Below are 18,458 nucleotides of genomic sequence, written 5' to 3'. Positions count from 1 at the left end.
GCCCCCTTGCCTGTCCCATTGGTCTAGTCCAAACTGATCCGCGACGAAGCCTCCGGAGAGTCGGCCGTGCGCGGCCCGCAGTGGCGCCGTGGGCCGTGATCGGCGGGGGCGGTCATCGGACGAGGGGGATGCCATGTCAGAGCGGATGTCGGCCGAGGTGCTGTCCCCGGGTGGGCCGGTGGGGGAGCAGGGGGCGTTCGGGCATCGGCTTCAGGCGTATCGGCGGCGGGCCGGGCTGAGTCAGGAGGCGGCTGCTTTACGGGCCGGGATCAGTACGCGGGCGCTGCGGGACATCGAGCGGGGGCGGGTACAGCGGCCGCAGGCTCGTACGCTTCAACGGCTCGCCGACGTGCTGGAGTTGAGCGGCGGTGAGCTGGCTGAGCTGCTGGCCGCCACCCGTACCGGGCCACCGCGCGGCGCCGCCCGGCCGCGGCTGCTGATCCTCGGGCCGCTCGCCCTCCAGCGCGGCCGGGCGCCCGTCCCCGTCACCAGTCCGATGCTGCGCCGGCTCCTCGGCCTGCTCGCGCTCAAGCACCCCGAGCCCTCCACCCAGCGCGAGATCACCGACACCCTCTGGCCGGCCGGGCCGCCCAGCTCCCACCAGAGCCTGATCCACACCTACGTCAGCCAGGTCCGCCGCCTCCTGGACCCCGGCGGGCCGCGCACCGCGCCCGCGCCCACCGTCATCCGCACACCCACCGGCTACCTCCTCCAGGCGTCCCGGAGCCAGACCGACCTCGGCCACTTCGACGAGCTGCTGGCCCAGGCGGAGCGCCTCCACCGCGCGCCCGACCCCCAGGCCGCGTACGAGTCGCTCACCCAGGCGCTGCGGTGGTGGCGCGGTCCCGTGCTCGCGGACGCCGATCCGGTGCTGCGCCAGCACCCGGCCGCCGTCGTCGTCAACGAACGGCGGGTCAAGGCCGTGCTGCTGCACGCCGACACCGCGCTGCTGCTGCGCCGGCCCGAGGAGGCCGTCCCCGTGCTCTGGTCCATGGTCAACACCGAGCCCCTCCACGAGGGCCTGCACGCCCGGCTGATCCTCACCCTCGGCAGCTGCGGCGAACAGGCCGCCGCGCTCAACGTCTTCAGCCGGCTGCGCGACCGGCTCGACAAGGAGCTCGGCATCGCCCCCAGCGCCGAGGTCCGCGACGCCCACCTGCGCGTGCTGCGCCAGCAACTGCCCCGCGCCCAGCACCCGGACCGCCCCGCCCCGGCCGGCCGCGCCGCCGCCACCGGACCGCTCCCGGCCCAACTCCCCGCCATGTCCGGCTCGTACGTCGGACGGCTCCGGCAGATGCGCGACCTGGACGCCCTCGTCTCACCCGACCCGGCCAGCCGCTCCCACGTGATGGCCGTGGTCGGCGCGCCCGGCGTCGGCAAGACCGCCCTGGCCAAGCACTGGGCGCACGCCCGGCGCGAACACTTCGCGGACGGACAGCTCTTCGTCGACCTGCGCGGCCACTCCCCGCTGCCGGCCCTGCGCCCCGGTGACGTTCTGGCGCAGTTCCTCCGCGCGCTCGGCGCACCGCCCGGCCGACTGCCCGCCGACGAGGACGAGGCCGCCGCGCTGTACCGTACGCTCCTCGCCGACCGGCAGATGCTCATCGTGCTGGACAACGCGCGCGACGCCGAGCAGGTCAGACCGCTCATCCCGGGTGCCCGGGGCTGTGCGGTGGTGATCACCAGCCGCAGCCGGCTCGCGGGACTCGTCGCGAACGACGGCGCCCGCCAGCTCGCCCTGGACGTCCTCGACCCGGACGAGGCCCGCCGGCTGCTCGGCAGCATCGTCGGCGAGTGCGTCGCCTCCGCCGAGGAGGAGGCGGCCCGCCGGCTCGTGCGCGTCTGCGGCGGTCTGCCGCTGGCCATCCGGATCGCCGGTGCCAACCTGGTCGCCCGCGATACCGGCATCGCCGGCTACTGCGCCGAACTGGCCGGGGACGACATGCTCAGCCGACTGCGCGTCGAAGGCGACCGGCGCTCGACGGTACGGGCCGCCTTCGACCTCTCCTACCTCGCGCTCCCTGCCGAGGCCCGCCGGATGTTCCGCCTCCTGGGCCTCATGCCCGGCCCGGACGTCTCCGCCAACGGTGCCGCGGCCCTGGCCGACACCACCTCCGCCGCGGCCGCCGAACTGCTGGTGACCCTCACCGACGCCCATCTGGTACGGGAACGGGGCGCCGGCCGCTTCGGGCTGCACGACCTCGTACGCTCCTACGCCCGTGAGCTGGCCGGCGCCCAGGAGGCGTACGCGGCCCGGCAGCGGCTCTTCGAGTGGTACCTCTACCACGCCGACGCGGCGGCCCGGCTGCTCTACCCGGCGGAGCCCACCGCCGGTCCGTCCGCCGGAGCGGCGGCCTCGGCCGCGCTGGTCTTCTCGGACCACGGTGAGGCCTCGGAGTGGCTGGACGGCGAGCGCGAGAACCTGGCGGGCGCCGTCCCGCAGGCCGCCGCCGCCGGATTCACCACCCTCGCCTGGCGGCTGGCCGAGAGCCTGCACGGCTTCCTCTCGGTGGGCATGTACATGGGCGAGTGCCTCAAGGTCGCGACCGCCGGGCTGTTCGCCGCGGTGACGGACGGTGAGCCGCGCGCCCAGGCCGCCGCGCAGCTGCGGCGAGCCGAGTGCCTCTGGCTGCTGGCGGACCGGGCGCAGGCCGTGGAGCTGTTCTCCAGCGCGCTGGAGCTCGCGCGGCAGGCGGACTGGGCCGACGGACAGGCGCTGGCGCTGCGCCGGATCGGGGCGGCGCGGCAGGAGGGCGGCACGGTCCGGCCGTCCGGCGAGCGAACCCCGCCGCCTCGCGAACTCACCCGCCACGGCGGTGCGTCGGGGGCGCCCGAGAGTGTGGTCGGGCTCGGGCTGATCTACTGAGGGCCGCGCCGCCTCCGGACCGTACGCCGTGATCATGTCCTGCCTCCCGGGCTCCGGCGGCAGGACAACTACTCCGGCAGTTGGACCAGTTCTGCCGGTTCCTGTGAACCCGTCGGCGGTGCTCGTGGGGAAGTGCAGGTCAGGGTAGGTCTGTTCGGTCCGGGCCGTCCTTCCGGTGCGCTTCTCCGGCTCTGGTCCGGCTGTAGGAGACCGACCAGCCCGTGACCGTACTGTGGCCGAACGCACAGCACCGAACGCACCGCACGCACCGCAAGGCCAGTCCCCGTGCCGACTCATGAGGTGACGCGTTGCCACAGCTCGACGGTGGCCCGCGCCGCCCTCCGTGCGGGGCGCGTTCCGGGCCCCTCTCCTTCGGCCAGGCCACCATCATCCGCGCGCTGAGAATGAGGTAACGATGCAATTCGTGGCACCGGCCCCCGGCCAGGAAGGCTCATGGCGGGAAGGCTTACGGCAGGAAGGCTCATGGCAGGAAGGCTCATGGGCGGACGACATCGACGAGTTCGCCGTCGCGTTCTACGAACGGGCCGTCGGGCGAGGCCCGTTCGACCCGCCGCGGATCGCCGAGGAGCTCGGCGCCCCGCCCGCGTACGCCGAGCGGGCGGTTGCCCTGCTGCGCGAACTGCGGCTGGTCAGAACGGCGGAGGGCCGGGCGGACCGGCTGGTGGCGGTTGCTCCGGAGGCGGCGCAGATGGAGCTGCTGGTCCCGCTGGAGCGGGAGATCCTCGACAGCCGCCACCGACTGGCCGAATTCAAAGGACAGTTGAGCTGCTTCGCGGCGGCGTTCGAAAGACAGTCCCGGACCCGCGCCGAGCCGGTGGTGATCACCGGCGACCAGGACGAGATCGAGCTGCGGCTGCTGGAGGCCGCGCAGAGCTGCACCACCGAGGTCCTCGTCATGCAGCCCTGCGTGGCCCGCGAGACCCGCGAACTGCGCCTCGCCCGACCGCTGGTGCTGGAGGCGCTCCGGCGCGGCGCGCGCGGCCGGATCCTCTACCCGCACACCGCCCGCGGCGACTCCGGCACCCGCGCGCACCTCGGCGAACTCCTGCCCGCCGGCGGCCAGGTGCGCACCACTAAGGAGATGAGCGACCGCTTCCTGGTCTTCGACCGGAAGACCGCCTTCATCCCGTCCGGGACCGACGGTGAGGACGGCGAGATCGCCGTCGTCTACGACAGTACGGTCGCGGCCTTCCTGGCCGGGCTGCACGCCCGCGTCTGGGAGTCCGCCGTCGACTTCGACTCCGGTGCGGCCGGTTACGCCGGGACCATGGAGGAGCTCAAGGCCACGCTGCTCTCGCTGCTGGCCTCCGGCGCCAAGGACGAGGTCATCGCCCGCCGGGTGGGCATGTCCGAGCGGACGTTGCGCCGCCATGTCGCCACGATCATGCAGGACCTGTCCGCCAGCAGCCGCTTCCAGGCCGGCGTGCTGGCCGCCCGTACCGGCCTGGTCGACCTGGCCCTGAGGAGTGCCGTATGAGCCGCTTCAACCAACTCGCGCAGACCACGGCGGTACGGCAGGTCCAGGAGGAGATGGGCAGCGCCTCGGCGGCCGGGCGGCGGCTGCGGGAGCAGGTCGAGGAGCCCGATCCGCTGGACGCGCGGTCGGCCGACTTCATCCGGAGCCTCGACGGCTTCCTCTTCGCCAGCGTGGGCGAGACGGGCTGGCCGTACATCCAGTTCAAGGGCGGGCCGCAGGGGTTCGTCCATGTGCTGGACCCGTACACGCTCGCCTTTCTGGACGTCCGGGGCAACCGGCAGTACGTCACCACCGGCAACGTGCGCGGCGACGACCGGGTGGCGCTCTTCTTCATCGACCACGCCCGGCAGGCCCGCCTCAAGGTGTTCGGCCACGCCACCGCCGTACCCGTCGACGAGGACCTCGCGCTCGCCGAGCGGCTGGAGTCGCCGCGTACCGAGGGCCGGGTCGAGCAGATCATGACCGTCCGGGTCGAGGCGTACGCCTGGAACTGCCCCAACCACATCACGCCGCGCTTCAGTCAGCGCGAGGTCTCCGAGGCGCTGGCCCCGCTCCACGAGCGCCTCGCGCGGCTGGAGGAGGAGAACGCCGCCCTGCGCGCGGAGATCGCCGGCCGACCGTAGCCGCCTCGGCCGTGGCCCCCGCCTTTCGCCCGGCTGTCCGGAAACGGCAGCCGGATCCGGCCATCCAGCACCTCCGCGAGGGAAATCCCTGACCAGAACCGAACGGCCCACTGGCCGAAATCGGCAGCCGGTTCCGGGCATTGAGGAACCCGTGCCGGGATTCCTAATCTGGATTCAGCAAAGAGCCCTCGAAGCGAACGGAGGAATCACTCGATGGTCAGCGAAGTGATCGACCGGAACGACCGGTTTCGGGGAATCCTGGACCGGCTCGCCACCAAGTCGATCGACGACTACTACAACCCGTACCGGCTCTTCGAGTGGCCGGACGAGCTCCCCGAGGACATGTGGTGGATGAGCCCCGAGCTCACCACCACGTACGGCACGGAATGGGCCGAGAAGCTCAGCCCCGAGCAGCTCCACCGGCTGTCCAAGCACGAGAGCATCAATTTCTACAGCCTCAATGTCCACGGCATCCGGGAACTGCTCGTTGAGGTCGTCAACCGCATCCACACCGCCGGTTTCGAAACGCCGTCGGAGTTCTTCCACCATTTCATCGGTGAGGAGAACGAGCACATGTGGTTCTTCGCCGAATTCTGCCTCCGCTACGGCAAGAAGATCTACCGGCAGCCCGCCGGCGGCGCCGAGACGGCCGCGCCCTCGGACAAGGTCCAGAGCCTGCTGGTCTTCGCCCGCATCCTGATCTTCGAGGAGCTGGTCGACCACTTCAACTCGGCGATGGCCGAGGACGAGCGGCTCCACGAGACGATCCGCGGCATCAACCGGATCCACCACCAGGACGAGTCCCGGCACATCGCCTTCGGCCGCGAACTGGTCAACCTGCTCCACCAGGACCTGAAGCGGACCGCCACCGAGCAGGAGCTGGACGAGGTCTCCACGTACCTCCGCCGCTACATGCGGCACAGCTTCGAATCCCTCTACCACCCCCAGGTCTACCGCGACGCCGGCATCGAGCGCCCGCACGAGCTGCGCCGCGCCCTCCTGGAGTCGCCCGCCCGCGCCGAGGCCGAGCAGCGCACCTTCCGTAAGACCGCCAAGTTCCTGGAGAAGACGGGACTCATCCGATGACGGTGACCCGAGCGACCCGATCGACCCGACCGGCCCGATCGGCCCGGCTGACCGGCAGCGGCGGTGAGCAGGCCCTCGCCATCCTCGGCCCGCAGGCCACCGCGCTCGTCAAGGAGCTCGACCGGATCTTCACCGGCTGGGGCCTGGCGGACGGCGCCGAGGAGATCAGCGCCCCGCCGCTCTTCCCGGTGACCGACCTGGAGAAGTTCGACGTCTACACCAACTTCCCCCACCTCGCCTGGGTGGCCGGGTCGCTGGAGCTGACAGGAGATCAGTTCAAGCCGGTTGAGGGGCGGTTCGGGCCCGGGGCCGTGACCGAGGCGCGGTACGGGCTGCCGCACGCCACCTGCTACGGCGCGTACCTCTTCCACGAGGGCGGCCAGGTCGCGGACGACTCGCTGGTGACCCTGGTCAACCGCTGCTTCCGCAACGAGGACCACTACAGCGGGCTGCGCCGGCTCGCCAGCTTCCAGATGCGCGAGATCGTGGCGCTCGGCAGCTTCGACCACACGCAGGAGGTGCTGGCCCGCTTCACCGGACGGATCCAGTCCTTCGCCGCCGCGCTCGGCATCGAGCTGGGCCGGGAGGCGGCCGGCGACCCGTTCTTCCGGAACGACAGCGGGCGGGCGCTGATGCAGAAGCTCAGCCCGGTGAAGTACGAGTTCCAGTACGGCGATCTCGCCATCGCCTCGGTCAACACCCACCGCAACTTCTTCGGCGAGCGGTGCTCGATCCGGCTGGACTCCGGCGAACACGCCTACACCTCCTGTGTGGCGTTCGGGCTGGAGCGCTGGCTCGCCGTGCTGACCGAGCACTTCGACGGGAACCTCGGCGCCGCGCTCGACGCCGTACGCACGGCCGCACAGGGCACGCAGGCACCCGCCGCCGCGCCACCGTCGTGAGCCAGCCCCTGATCGGCGTCGACCTCGTCCCGCTCGCCCGGGTCGGCGAGCTGCTCGACCCCGCCGCCGGGCCGGTGCTCGGCCGGTTCCTCTCCGCCGGTGAGCTGACCGCGTCCCGGACCCCGGACGGGGAGCCGGACCGGGCCGGGATCGCCGGACGGCTGGCCGCCAAGGAAGCCGTCTTCAAGCTCCTCGGCGCGGTCGGACGGCCGGTCCCCTGGCAGGGCATCGAGGTCCTGCGCGGGCCCGGTGGCCGGCCCGGTGTCCGGCTCTCGGGCGTGGCGGCCGAGTTGGCGCAGCACGCCGGACTCGGCCCCATCGACATCAGCATCAGCCACGACGGCGGCTTCGCGATCGCCGTCGCGGCGGCCACCACCTCGCGAACACCACCGCTCGACCACCTCATCCCGCTGGATCACTGACTTCGAAGGGAATGCCATGAGTTCCGCAGGTTCCGCAGGTATCGACAAGGTCCGGGACTGGATCCTCGGCCGCCACCCCGAGCGCACCGAACTCGCCGCCGACGTCGACCTCATCGAGAGCCGGCTGGTCGACTCGCTCGCCTTCGTCGAGCTCGTCTACACCATCGAGGACGCGGCGGGCGTCGAGATCGACTTCGACACCATCGACATCGAGGACTTCCAGACGCTCGCGACCATCGAGAAGGCGTTCTTCGCCTGATCCCGCGGTTTCGCCCGATCCCGAGGAGGGGTCTTCACCATGGATGCAGTCTCGTACACCGCCCAGTGGATGGCCGCGGCCCGCGCACAGGAGTCCGAGCGGGAGGACGCGCTCTTCACCGACCCGCTCGCCCGCGACCTGGCCGCGCCCCGCGGCTTCGAACTGATCGAGCGGTACGTCGGCGGCGGCGTGATCCCGTTCATCTCCATCCGGACCCGGTTCCTGGACGACACCATCAAGGAGGTCGTCGCCGGCAGCGGAATCCAGCAGGTGGTGCTGATCGCCGCCGGTATGGACACGCGGGCGTTCCGGCTCGACTGGCCGGACGGCACCGAGCTCTACGAGGTCGACCACGCCGCGCTGATCGCCGAGAAGCGCCGCCGGCTCGACGCGCTCGGGGCCGAGCCGCGCACCGACCGGCGCGAGGTCTCCGCCGACCTGACCACCGAGTGGCTGCCGGAGCTGGAGGCGGCCGGGTTCGACCGCAACCGGCCGACGCTGTGGGTCGCGGAAGGGCTCACCTTCTTCCTCACCGAAGAGCAGGTCGGCGGGCTGCTGCGGCTGCTCGCCTCCGCCTCGGCCCCCGGCAGCCACCTGGCCTTCGACGTCCTCGGGCGCGCCATGCTGCGGAGCCCGTTCTCCAAGCGCTTCCTGGACGCGCTCGCCGCCGACGGCACGCCGTGGGTCTTCGGCACCGACGAGCCCGAGGAGTTCCTGACCGCGCACGGCTGGAAGACCACCGACCTGCGCGAGCCCGGCCAGACCGGTGCGGGCGAGGGCCGGTGGCCGTACGAGGTGCAGCCGCGGGGCCGCCGGGGCGCCAACCGGCTGTGGCTGATCCGCGCCGAGGTCGTGACGGGCTGATGGCGCACGCGACCACCGACCGGCCCCCGGCCGGGCCACGCCGGATCACGTTGGAGCGGATCGAGTCGTACGTGCCCGAGCGCAGCGTACGGATCGAGGAGCTGGGCGAGCGGCTCGGGCTGCACCGGGCCCAGCTCGGGGTGTTCCGGAAGTTCTACGGCCTGGACACCCTCCGCTTCGACCCCGAACTCCCGCTCCTGGACCTGCTGCGGCCCGCCGCCCGCAGCGCCTTGGCCGCCCTGCCCGAGGGCGGCCGGGTCGACTACCTGGCGTACGCGCACACCACCCAGGCCGTCGCCCCGCCCGACGTGGACATCGCGCAGGTGGTCGGTGAGGACCTCGGGCTGCCCGAGGCGGAGGCCTTCGGCTTCAGCCACCAGGCGTGCGTCAGCAGTCTCGGCGCCATCGAGGTGCTCGGTGAGCTGCTGCGCGCGGAGGGGGAGGAGGGCGGGTACGCCCTCATGGTCACCGGCGAGCAGGCGTACTCACCGATGGTCCAGCACATCCCGAACACCTCGATCATGGCGGACGCCGCCGCCTCCTGCCTGATCACGCTGGACGGCGAAGGCGATGTGGTCCGGTCCTTCGCCATCCGGACGCTCGGCGAGTACGCGCAGTGGCTGGAGCTGACCCCCGAGCAGAACACCGAGTTCGGTGAGCAGTACGGACGGCGGATCGCCGATGTCATCCACGAGGCCCTGGCGGACGCCGAGTTGACGCTCGACGAGGTCGACCTGGTGATCCCGCACAACGTCAACAAGCTGGCCTGGCGGCAGACCATCAAGGAGCTGGAGGTGGCGCCGGAGAAGGTCTTCCTGGACAACGTCCCGCGCTTCAGCCACACCTATGCCTCGGACGTCTTCGTCAACTACACCACGCTGCGGGACGAAGGCCGCCTGGTCGACGGCGCCCACTACCTGCTGGTCTCCGTCGGCCTGGGCGCCACCTTCGGCGCGATGGTGATCACCCACCGTGCGGGAGGTGATACCTGATGGAACGTCAGGAACTGTTGCTGACCATCGAGAAGGCGATCGGGGAGGTGCTGGAGCGGCCGGTGAGCGGGCTGACCGAACAGACCGCGCTCTTCGACGAGCTGCAGCTCACCTCCATCGCCGTCCTCGGGATGCTGATGAGCGTCGAGGAGGCGACCGGGATCTCGGTCGACCCGGAGGGGCTCGACATCGACGACCTGCGGACGCTCGGGTCCTTCGCCGACTACATCGAGGCCGCGATCCGCGCGGAGGGGGAGGCGTCATGAGCGCGCTCACCGTACGGGCCGCCGCCTCGGTGCGGTCGCCGCAGGGCCGGACACCGGAAGGTGTTCCGGCCGCGCTCGACTACTTCCGTGATCTGCTCACGCCGTTCGGCGAGAAGCCGGACGAGGAGCTGCTGAGCCGCGGCCCGCACGTGTACCACCGCGACCTCGTCGACCTGCTCGTCGCCGACGAGGCCGTCGGCCGCAGCCGGCCGGAGCTGGCGATCGTCGCGCACGCGCTGCCGGACGTGGTGCCGTTCACCGCCGTCGCACCGCACCTGACCGAGCAACTCGGCGGCCGGGCCGTGAACTTCGCGATCGGCCAGCAGGGTCTGGCCGCGCCCTTCACCGCGCTGCGGATCGCCTCGGCGTACCACCGCTCGGGCCGGGCGGCGGAGGTGGTGATCGCGGTGCTGGAGCAGACGACCCTGCCGACCCCGTTCCCGCTGCCGCTCCCGCGTGAGACCCCGCTGACCGACTCGGCCGCCGCGCTGGTGCTCGGGTCCGCAGGCGGCGAGGGGCTCGGGTTCGTCCGGGCCCGCTCGGCCGGTTCGGCGGCGGCCGCCCTCGGGCGGGAGCTGGGGGAGGACGGGACGCTGCTGGTCCTCGGGCCCTGGGTCACCGAGGACGTCCCGGCGCACGGCGCGGTGCACCGGGTGGCGCCGGGCGGCTACTGCACCAGCCTCTGGCTGGAGCTGGCCGACCACTGGCAGGAGTGGCAGCGCGCGTACCGGCGGATCGTGCTGTGCGACACGGACCCGCGCTCCGGCCGCAGCCATGTGGCGCTCTTCGCCGCGACCGACGGCTAGGGCGCCCGAAGAGCGCAGAAAGCACTGCGGAAAGAACCACACACATCGGACCGAGCAAGGGAAGGGAAGGCGGGAACACCATGACGACGGCCGAGGACCGGACCATCAGGCTGGACTCCGCGAGAGCCGGGAGCGGCCCGGCGACCTGGGGGCAGCGGGCGATCTGGGGGGTCGTCTCCCGGCTCGGCGACGACGCGCCCCGCTACAACCTGCCCGTCGAACTCGCCGTCTCGCCGCCCCGTCCGGCCGACCGTGTCCTCGCGGACCTCACGGAGCTGCTCCTGCTCCACGACAGCCTGCACACCCGGTTCCTGCCGCACCGCGAGGACGGTGGCGAGGACGGCCTGGAGCAGGTCGTGGACGGCAGCGGCGAGCTTCCGGTGGAGGTGGTCCGTACGGGCACGGCCGCGCAGGCACCGGAGGCCGGCGCCGCCCTGCTGAAGGAGCTGGGCGGCCGCGCCTTCGACCACACGCGGGAGTGGCCGCTGCGGGTCGGCCTGGTGGAGAGCGAGGGCCTGGTCCACCGGCTGGTGCTGGTCGGCGCGCACACCGGGATGGACTACTGGGGCCTCGGCCGGCTCCTCCGCGACCTGGAGTCCGTCCAGGCCGGCGCCACCGCCGCCTCGCTCCGCGCCTCCCGGTCCGCCACCCAGCCGCTGGAGGCCGCCGAGGTCCAGGCCTCTCCGCTCGGCCGCCGCCGGGACGAGGCGGCCCGCCGCTACTGGACCGAGCAGCTGACGGCCGGCCCCCGGCAGATCTTCGGCGACCCCGCCGCGCCGGAGCTCGCCGGCGACCCGGACCGCCGCTTCCCGAACGCGCTGCTGCGCTCGCCCGCGCTGGCGGTGGCCGTCGGACAGGTGGCCGAGGCGCTGGGGGTGAGCGATGCCGTCGTGCTGCTGGGCGCGGTCTCGCACCAGCTGGCCCTGTCGTCCGGGAGCGATGAGGTGCTCTTCCAGGTGGTGGTCGGCAACCGGTTCCAGCCGGCCGCCGCCGCGGCCGTCTCCACGGTGGCGCAGGAGGCGCTGTTCCGGCTCACCGACGCCGGCCGGGACTTCGAGGACGCGGTGCGGCGGACCCGGTCGGTCGCGTTCACTGCGTTCCGCAACGCCGCGTACGACAAGTGGGCACTGGACCGTGAGGTGGCGGCGCTGGTCGAGAAGGAGGCGGCCGCCGACCACTCGTACTGGTGGAACGACACCCGCGACCCGGCCGCCACGCCGTTCGACACGGTGGAGCGGCCGGACGTGCCGCTGAGCGAGCTGACCGGCCGGACCGAGGTGACCTGGCCGACCGAGTTCCTGCCGCGCAGGAACGTCTCGATCGCGGTGGACGCGCTGACCGCGCCGGGCGCGCTGGACCTCGCCATGACCGCCGACCCGGCCGTCATCAGCCGTACCGGCATGGAGGAGTTCCTGCGCGGTGCCGAGCGGCTGATCGTGGACAAGGCGATCGCGCTGGAGGGCCGATGAGCAAGCGGTACGCGGGCATCGCCTGGACGGAGACGGGCTACCGGGTCGAGGTCCTGGACGACGCCGGACGCCAGGTGGTCGGTCCGAGCGGCTGGAGCGGCGGGCAGGTCGCCGAACTCATCGGCTGGCTGCGCGAGTTGGGTGATGGTCAGGAGGCTCCGGCGGTCGTCCTGGACTCCACCAACGGGCTGCTCGACGGCCCGATGACGGCGGCCGGCCTGGAGGTGTACCGCGCGGACCCGTGGCTGCTGCCGCCGCGCCCGGGATTCGGCTCCGTCACCGCCGTACAGCTCGCGGAGCAGGCCAGGACCGCGCCCGGCGCGCTGGCCCGGGTCACCGCGGAGGGCGGCACGCTGACCGGGCGCGCCGAGGAGTTCTTCGCGGGCGTGGAGCGCGGCGAGCCGGCCCGGGCGGCGCTGACGGCGGCCGGAGGCTGCTTCGACCACGGCCGCCGGGACGACCCGCGGGTGGCGCTCACCTTCGACGACGGGCCCGACCCGGTCTTCACCCGCCAGGTGGTGGAGATCCTGGAGCGGTACGGGGCCCGGGCCACGTTCTTCTGCGTCGGCCACCATGTCGCGGCGCTGCCCGACGAGGTGCGCCGGATCGCCGCGGCCGGACACGAGCTCGGCAACCACTCCTGGTCGCACCCGTACCTGCCCGACCTCACACCGGCGGAGCTGCGCGAGCAACTGGACCGTACGGCGGAGGAGTTGGACCGGGTGGGCGGCGCGGCCCCGACGTGGTTCCGGCCGCCGTACGGGGCCCTGACCCCCGAGGTGCTGGCCGCCCTGGACGGCTACCCGACCACGCTGACGATGTGGGACGTCGACGCCCGCGACTGGTCGCGGCCCGGACCCGAGCAGATCGCCGCGACCGTCCTGGAGGGCGCCGGGCCGGGCTCGGTGGTCCTGATGCACGAGGGCGCCGGCGACCGGGCGCAGACCGTGCAGGCGCTTCCGTCGATCGTCGAGGGCCTGCTGGAACGCGGCCTGGAGCTGGTCACGGTCGGGGAGCTGGCGGCGACGCCCGACGCCGCTTGAACACCCCCCCATGAAGTCACCGATCAACGACCGAAGGATCTGAACGGCTATGGAAGAGCGCTTGGCAGAGCACGCCGCGGCGGAATCACCCCCGCCATCGTCGCCGCCACCCCCGCCGAAGGACACCCCGGGCGGGTCCGGCGGCCCGGGCGGGTCCGGCGGCGGCCCGTCGGCGGGAGAGCCGGCGATCTGGTCCCGCAACTTCAAGTTCTACTTCGTCGGCCGCAGCGCGGGGTTGCTCAGCTGGGCCATGCTGCCGGTCGCGGTCGCCGCCGGTCTGCTCATCGACGGGTACGGCCTGGAGACCGCGGGCTACTCGATGGCCTTCCTGGTCGCCCCGTTCGCCGGTCTGGTGCTCTTCGGCGGCGTGCTCGCCGACCGGTTCACCGCCCGCCGGATGATGATCCTCGCCGACCTGGCCAACCTGGTCGCGCACGTCCTGCTGGCCCTGCTCTTCATCCACGGCATCGACCATCTCTGGCAGCTGTACGCGCTGCTGGTGGTCGCCGGTACCGCCAACGCGCTCTTCCAGCCCGGTGCCGCCTCCACCGTCCCGCTGGTCTCCCGGGACGTGCAGGGCGCCAACGGCATCCTGCGCACGTCGGAGGCGATCACCGGTCTCGGCGGCCCGGCGCTGGCCGGAACGCTGGTCGGGTTCGGCTCCACCGGCTGGGTCATGGTGATCTCCGCCATCGCCTACGGCACCAGCGCCATCTGCCTGTTCGCGCTCAAGCTCGGCGTGGTGCCCGCACCGCCGGCCGGTGAGTCCATGTGGCACAACCTGGCCGTCGGCTGGCGGGAGTTCTGGTCCCGCAGCTGGCTGTGGGGCGTCATCGTGATCTGGATGTTCTACGCGGTGCTCGCCTGGGGCCCCCAACTCTCCCTGGCGGCAGGGGTGATCGTGCCGGAGCACGGTGCACGCGCCTTCGGTCTGGTCAATGCCGCGCTCGGCGCCGGGACCATCATCGGCGGGCTGCTCGCCATCCGCTACAAGCCCGAACGGCCGCTCGCCGCGGGCGCGGTGGCGATGATGGCGTACCCGCTCTACCCGCTCGGCATCGTGCTCGGCTGGCCGGTCTGGATGCTCATCGCGGCGCAGGTCGCGGTCGGGACCGGGATCGGCGTCTGGGGCGTCATGTGGTCCACCAGCGTGCAGACCCAGGTGCCGGGCGAGATGCTCAACCGCATCCACGCCTACGAGGTCGCGGGCTCCGTCGGCATGTACCCGATCGGCAGCGCGCTGGCCGGCCCGGCGGTCGGCCTGTTCTCGACGAAGACGGTGCTCGTGGTCGGCGTCGTGGTCTCCTTCCTCACCGCCTCCTCGCTCCTCATCGCCCGCCCGATCCGCGAGCTGCGGCGGGTGCCGGACCGGCTCTGAGTACCGTCGGTTCCGGGCCGCTCCGCCCGCGTACGGCCGCCGACGGCGTGCACTACGTGGTCGGCCGGAGTACGGAGGTGCTGGACGCGCTGCCCGTCGCCGCACGGGACCGGGCGGCCGCGGCGCGGTTGCCGCCGTGGCGCGGAGAGGAGTACGCCGCTGCGCGGACGCTGCTGCGCGCCCTGCTGCGGGAGGTGGGCGAGGACCTGGAGGGCGGACCGGTCGCCGCGGATCCGCGCGGCCGCCCGTACCTGCCGGACCGGCCGGACCTGGGTGTGAGCCTCTCGCACTCCTCCGGCTGGGTCGCGGCGGCGGTCGGCCGGGACCGTGACGTCGGCGTCGACGTGCAGATCCCCTCCTACGCCTCCGGCCGGCTGCTGCGCCTGTGCTGTTCACCGGCCGACGCCGAGGCGCTCGCCGGCCTGCCGGAGGCGCGGCGCCGACGCGAGTTCGCCTGGATCTTCACCGTCCAGGAGGCGTGTGTGAAGGCGGTGGGGCGCGGGCTCTCCGGGCGTCCGTGGAGCGTGCCGGTGGCGGCCGGCCAGCAGGCGGGCGACTGGGGGCCGGTGAGCTGGTGCGCACCACGCGGCGGAGCGCCGGTCCCGGTCGGCTGCGCCTGGAACGTACGTCTGTCGAAGGTCAGTTGAACCGGTCGACCACCGGCCCCGGCCCCGGCCCACGGCAGCGGCCACCGCTGCCACCGCTGCCACCGCGCCTGAGCCGACCGGAGGACAGGGCTGCGGCAGAACCTCAGCCCGCCGCCTCCTCCGGGTACGCCACCTCGAACGCCGAGCGGAACAGGGCCGTCACGTCCTGGCCCGTGAGCCCCTCCGTCCGGGCCTCGTCCAGCCACGCGGCCAGGGACGCGCGGAGCGGGGAGTCGGGGCCGGACTGGGGCTGGGCGAGGGTGCGGGTGATGAACGTGCCGGCTCCCTGGCGCACCTCGGCGAGGCCGGCCCGTTCCAGTTCGCGGTAGGCCTTCAGCGTGGTGTTCGGGTTGACCTTGGTCGTGGCGGCGACCTGCGCGGCGGTGGGCAGCCGGTCACCTTCCTCCAGCGCTCCCATGCGCAGCGCCTGTTCGACCTGGCGGACGATCTGGAGGTACGTCGCCACCCCGCTGCGCCGGTCGATGCGGAACACGACCACCGACTTCACCTTCCGCTCGTTTGCCGACACTTTACGTAGGGGATGTGCACCGCCCCTACAGCGGTCGGCGCGAGACCCGCCACAGGACGAACGCCGTGAGGAGCGCCGTACCGGCGAGCAGGATGCCCGCGCCGGTCCACTGCATCGCCGCCATCTGGTCGTAGTCGAGGTACTCGATGACGTCGTTGACGATGCCGTGCTTCGCGATGCACGCGTTCTGGGCTTCGTCGGTGGCCTCGGCGCAGGTGCCCCAGCCGAAGAGTTCGCCCTTCGCGTTGCCGACCCAGCGGTCCACCTCGTACGACTCGTCGAAGCGGGCCGGGAGTTCGGTGTCCATCGGGTACGTGAACATCTGGGTGGAGCCGAGCCGGAGCCGGATCTCGTCCCAGAGGTACGAGAAGACGGCGGTGAAGGCGAGCGCCACCGCCATGGCGGGCACCAGCCGGCGCAGCAGGACGCCGATGGTGATGCCCGCGGCGGTCATGAACAGCAGCAGCGCGGGCAGGACCGGCCCCGTGTTGTCGAAGATCGGGCCCTCGACCCACTTGGTGAAGAAGAGGGAGCGGTGCGGCTGCCACCACCAGGTGTACGCGGCCGAGAGCAGCAGGCCGCAGACCAGGGCGAGGGTGTAGGCGAAGCCCAGCTTGGAGATCAGCCACTGGCTACGGCTCACGGACTGGGTGGTGACCAGCTGCGCGGTGCCGTTCTCCCGGTCGGCCGCGATCAGCGGGGCGCCGACGAAGACGGCGAGGATCAGCGGGAGGCCCGAGAGGAGGGAGGAGATGTAGCCGTAGCCCCGGCTCTCGTCGACCGAGTACCGGACCTCCTTCTCCGGCCAGCCGCGCGCGTCGAGGAGCTGGACCGTCTCGTACCGCTGGTACACGATCCAGAGCGTGCCGAGTACGGCGATGCCGAGGACGCAGGCCAGCGCGGTGCGGTGCTGGCGTACGACGAGCCAGGGAAGGCCGCGCAACAGGCCGCGGCGGGGCCGGAGTTCGGCGGGGTTCTCGGTGAGGGTGCGGGTGCTCATGCGGCCTGGTCCCCTTCAGCTTCGACGCGGGCGCCCTGGGTGTAGAGCGAGGGTGCGCCGGGCGAGCGCAGATGGGCGAGCAGGACCTCTTCCAGTGAGGGTTCGGCGCTCTCCCAGTCGGCGGGCAGCGGGCCCTTCGGCCGGATCATCGCGTGGAACTGCCGTCCCTGGACGCGGGTTTCGACCACGGTGTGCCGGTCGAGCTCGGACGGCAGCCGGCCGTCCCGGGTCACACCGGTCACCAGCGTGTGGGCCGGTACGAGCGCGTCGGCGTCACCGGCCATCCGGATCCGGCCCTCCGCGACGACCAGCAGGTAGTCGCACATGTCCTCCAGCTCGGTGAGCAGGTGCGAGGACATCACCACCGTGGTCCCGCGCTCGACGGCCTCCGCCATCAGCAGCGTGCTCATCTCGTCGCGGGCCAGCGGGTCCAGGTCCGACATCGGCTCGTCCAGGAGCAGCAGGTCGGGCCGCTTGCCGAAGGCGAGCGCGAAGGCGACCCGGGTGCGCTGGCCGCCGGAGAGCGCGCCGATCTTCGTGTGCATCTCGATGTTGCCGGAGCGGACGATCCGCTCGGCCGCCCAGGCGTCCCACCCCGGGTTGAGTTCGGCGCCCATCCGCAGCGTGTCCGCGACGGAGAACCGCTTGAAGAGCGGCTTGTCCTGGCCGAGGAAGGCGAACCTCGGCATCGCGGCCGGGTCGTCCGCCGGAATGCCGAAGATGCTCAACTCGCCCGTGGTCGGCTGTACCTGACGGGTCGCCAGTCCGAGCAGCGTGCTCTTGCCTGCCCCGTTCGGTCCGACCAGCCCGCAGATGCGTCCGGCCGGGATCCGGAAGGAGCAGTCGCGCAGTGCCCAGCCGCCGAAGTAGCGCTTGCCCAGCCCGCGCGCCTCCAGCGCCCAGCTGCCCGGGGTCCCGTTCGCCGTGCTCGTGTCCGCCACGCGCCTCGCCTCGATTCCATTAGTCAATTAATGGAATCATGGTGTTCTGAGGGAATGCCTGTCAAGCGCACGGCCGGAGCCGCGCGCCGGTCAGGCAGCCGGCGTGTCCGTCAGGGCGCGCAGCCCCGCACCATCTCCACCGCCGCGTCCAGGCAGCCGCGTTCGGGGGCCGTCAGGAACGGGTTCTCGTGCTGGCGGGTCAGGGCGCGGGCCAGGTCGGCGGGGTCGGTGCCGCCGTCGGCGGCCAGTTCCGCGAGGAGCGCGGCCAGCAGCGTACGGGCTTCCGCCTCCGGTGCCGGGAACTCCGGGTCGAGCGCCACCCGGGCCAGCGTCAGCGCCGACATCGCCCGGTCGAAACCGGGCGGGCCCTCCTCGGCGGTGGACCAGTCGATCACCACCGGACCTCGCTCCGTCAGCATCACGTTCTCCGGATGCAGGTCGAGATGGAGGATGCAGTCCCGCGGATCGGCCGAGACCCGGGGCGGGATCGCATGCAGGTCGCGCAGCAGCCGGGCCAGCAGCACGCCTCCCTCGGCGGCGTCCAGGGTCCCGGCCAGCAGGGCCTCGGCCATGGTCGGGCCGGACAGCCGCTGGAGCACCAGGTCGGTCGGGCGGGCCCCGTCGGCGGGCGGGCCGATGCGCGGCACCGGATACCCGAAGGCGCGGACGTACGACATCACGGCCAGCTCCTCCGTGGTGCAGGCGCGGTCGCGGTAGCGGCGAAGGACCCAGGAGCCGTCGAGTTCGTATACGTCGGCGGTGCGTCCCGAGCCCAGAAGTTGCCCTGTGTGCATGGGGCCGAACCTACCCGGGCGTACCGGTGAAGGGGAGACGCCGGGCGGCTTTGCGCGGGGAGGCGCACCAGGC

The 18,458-nt window shown here is 72.5% G+C and carries 19 protein-coding genes; 15 read left to right on the top strand and 4 right to left on the bottom strand.

The window, feature by feature from the left end:
- Positions 1 to 133 precede the first annotated feature (133 nt).
- The 15 genes from ACQP09_RS14905 to ACQP09_RS14835 all read left to right on the top strand — a co-directional run bounded on the left by ACQP09_RS14905 (position 134) and on the right by ACQP09_RS14835 (position 15,121).
- A complete protein-coding gene (locus ACQP09_RS14905; RefSeq protein ID WP_433399508.1) occupies positions 134 to 2,866 on the top strand; it encodes a BTAD domain-containing putative transcriptional regulator in 2,733 nt (910 codons plus the stop codon).
- Positions 2,867 to 3,281: 415 nt separating this feature from the next.
- Complete coding sequence (locus ACQP09_RS14900) at positions 3,282 to 4,364, top strand: LuxR C-terminal-related transcriptional regulator (protein ID WP_433399505.1); 1,083 nt, start codon at positions 3,282 to 3,284, stop codon at positions 4,362 to 4,364.
- Positions 4,361 to 4,987 (top strand): pyridoxamine 5'-phosphate oxidase family protein, encoded by a 627-nt coding sequence (locus ACQP09_RS14895; RefSeq protein WP_433399502.1) that lies wholly within the window; start codon positions 4,361 to 4,363, stop codon positions 4,985 to 4,987. Before ACQP09_RS14900 ends, ACQP09_RS14895 begins: the two co-directional genes overlap by 4 nt.
- A gap of 213 nt (positions 4,988 to 5,200) precedes the next feature.
- On the top strand, positions 5,201 to 6,073 hold the full coding sequence (locus ACQP09_RS14890) for a diiron oxygenase (RefSeq protein WP_432151453.1): 873 nt from the start codon (positions 5,201 to 5,203) through the stop codon (positions 6,071 to 6,073).
- A complete protein-coding gene (locus tag ACQP09_RS14885) occupies positions 6,070 to 6,975 on the top strand; it encodes a hypothetical protein (protein ID WP_433399499.1) in 906 nt (301 codons plus the stop codon). The genes ACQP09_RS14890 and ACQP09_RS14885 overlap by 4 nt, the downstream gene beginning before the upstream one ends.
- Positions 6,972 to 7,397, top strand: a complete 426-nt coding sequence (locus ACQP09_RS14880) for a holo-ACP synthase (protein ID WP_433399496.1) — start codon at positions 6,972 to 6,974, stop codon at positions 7,395 to 7,397. Before ACQP09_RS14885 ends, ACQP09_RS14880 begins: the two co-directional genes overlap by 4 nt.
- Before the next feature lie 16 nt (positions 7,398 to 7,413).
- Positions 7,414 to 7,656, top strand: a complete 243-nt coding sequence (locus ACQP09_RS14875; protein WP_432151456.1) for a phosphopantetheine-binding protein — start codon at positions 7,414 to 7,416, stop codon at positions 7,654 to 7,656.
- A gap of 39 nt (positions 7,657 to 7,695) precedes the next feature.
- Positions 7,696 to 8,520, top strand: a complete 825-nt coding sequence (locus ACQP09_RS14870; protein ID WP_433399491.1) for an SAM-dependent methyltransferase — start codon at positions 7,696 to 7,698, stop codon at positions 8,518 to 8,520.
- Positions 8,520 to 9,512 (top strand): 3-oxoacyl-[acyl-carrier-protein] synthase III C-terminal domain-containing protein, encoded by a 993-nt coding sequence (locus ACQP09_RS14865; protein WP_433399487.1) that lies wholly within the window; start codon positions 8,520 to 8,522, stop codon positions 9,510 to 9,512. The genes ACQP09_RS14870 and ACQP09_RS14865 overlap by 1 nt, the downstream gene beginning before the upstream one ends.
- Complete coding sequence (locus ACQP09_RS14860) at positions 9,512 to 9,778, top strand: acyl carrier protein (protein ID WP_433399484.1); 267 nt, start codon at positions 9,512 to 9,514, stop codon at positions 9,776 to 9,778. Before ACQP09_RS14865 ends, ACQP09_RS14860 begins: the two co-directional genes overlap by 1 nt.
- Positions 9,775 to 10,584 carry a hypothetical protein gene (locus ACQP09_RS14855; protein ID WP_433399482.1) on the top strand — a complete coding sequence of 270 codons (810 nt, stop codon included), beginning with the start codon at positions 9,775 to 9,777 and terminating at the stop codon, positions 10,582 to 10,584. Before ACQP09_RS14860 ends, ACQP09_RS14855 begins: the two co-directional genes overlap by 4 nt.
- 80 nt (positions 10,585 to 10,664) lie before the next feature.
- Positions 10,665 to 12,053: a condensation domain-containing protein gene (locus ACQP09_RS14850; protein ID WP_433399479.1), complete on the top strand. Its 1,389-nt coding sequence runs from the start codon at positions 10,665 to 10,667 to the stop codon at positions 12,051 to 12,053.
- Positions 12,050 to 13,096, top strand: a complete 1,047-nt coding sequence (locus tag ACQP09_RS14845) for a polysaccharide deacetylase family protein (protein ID WP_433399476.1) — start codon at positions 12,050 to 12,052, stop codon at positions 13,094 to 13,096. Before ACQP09_RS14850 ends, ACQP09_RS14845 begins: the two co-directional genes overlap by 4 nt.
- A gap of 49 nt (positions 13,097 to 13,145) precedes the next feature.
- Positions 13,146 to 14,474, top strand: a complete 1,329-nt coding sequence (locus tag ACQP09_RS14840) for an MFS transporter (RefSeq protein WP_433399473.1) — start codon at positions 13,146 to 13,148, stop codon at positions 14,472 to 14,474.
- A gap of 47 nt (positions 14,475 to 14,521) precedes the next feature.
- Positions 14,522 to 15,121: a 4'-phosphopantetheinyl transferase family protein gene (locus ACQP09_RS14835; protein WP_433399470.1), complete on the top strand. Its 600-nt coding sequence runs from the start codon at positions 14,522 to 14,524 to the stop codon at positions 15,119 to 15,121.
- A gap of 103 nt (positions 15,122 to 15,224) precedes the next feature.
- On the opposite strand, the gene ACQP09_RS14830 is transcribed toward ACQP09_RS14835, so the two are convergent.
- The 4 genes from ACQP09_RS14830 to ACQP09_RS14815 form a co-directional block, all read right to left on the bottom strand.
- The gene (locus tag ACQP09_RS14830) at positions 15,225 to 15,629 is read right to left on the bottom strand and encodes a GntR family transcriptional regulator (protein WP_433406601.1); all 405 of its coding nucleotides are present in this window, start codon (positions 15,627 to 15,629) and stop codon (positions 15,225 to 15,227) included.
- Positions 15,630 to 15,675: 46 nt separating this feature from the next.
- Positions 15,676 to 16,650, bottom strand: a complete 975-nt coding sequence (locus tag ACQP09_RS14825; RefSeq protein WP_433399468.1) for an ABC transporter permease — start codon at positions 16,648 to 16,650, stop codon at positions 15,676 to 15,678.
- On the bottom strand, positions 16,647 to 17,591 hold the full coding sequence (locus ACQP09_RS14820; RefSeq protein WP_433399465.1) for an ABC transporter ATP-binding protein: 945 nt from the start codon (positions 17,589 to 17,591) through the stop codon (positions 16,647 to 16,649). Before ACQP09_RS14820 ends, ACQP09_RS14825 begins: the two co-directional genes overlap by 4 nt.
- A 110-nt stretch (positions 17,592 to 17,701) precedes the next feature.
- Positions 17,702 to 18,385: a phosphotransferase gene (locus ACQP09_RS14815; protein WP_433399462.1), complete on the bottom strand. Its 684-nt coding sequence runs from the start codon at positions 18,383 to 18,385 to the stop codon at positions 17,702 to 17,704.
- Between the last annotated feature and the right edge of the window lie 73 nt (positions 18,386 to 18,458).

It is taken from the genome of Streptomyces sp. CA-146814 (assembly GCF_050942385.1).
Classification (GTDB): domain Bacteria; phylum Actinomycetota; class Actinomycetes; order Streptomycetales; family Streptomycetaceae; genus Streptomyces.
This window is presented reverse-complemented; position numbering and strand designations above follow the sequence as displayed.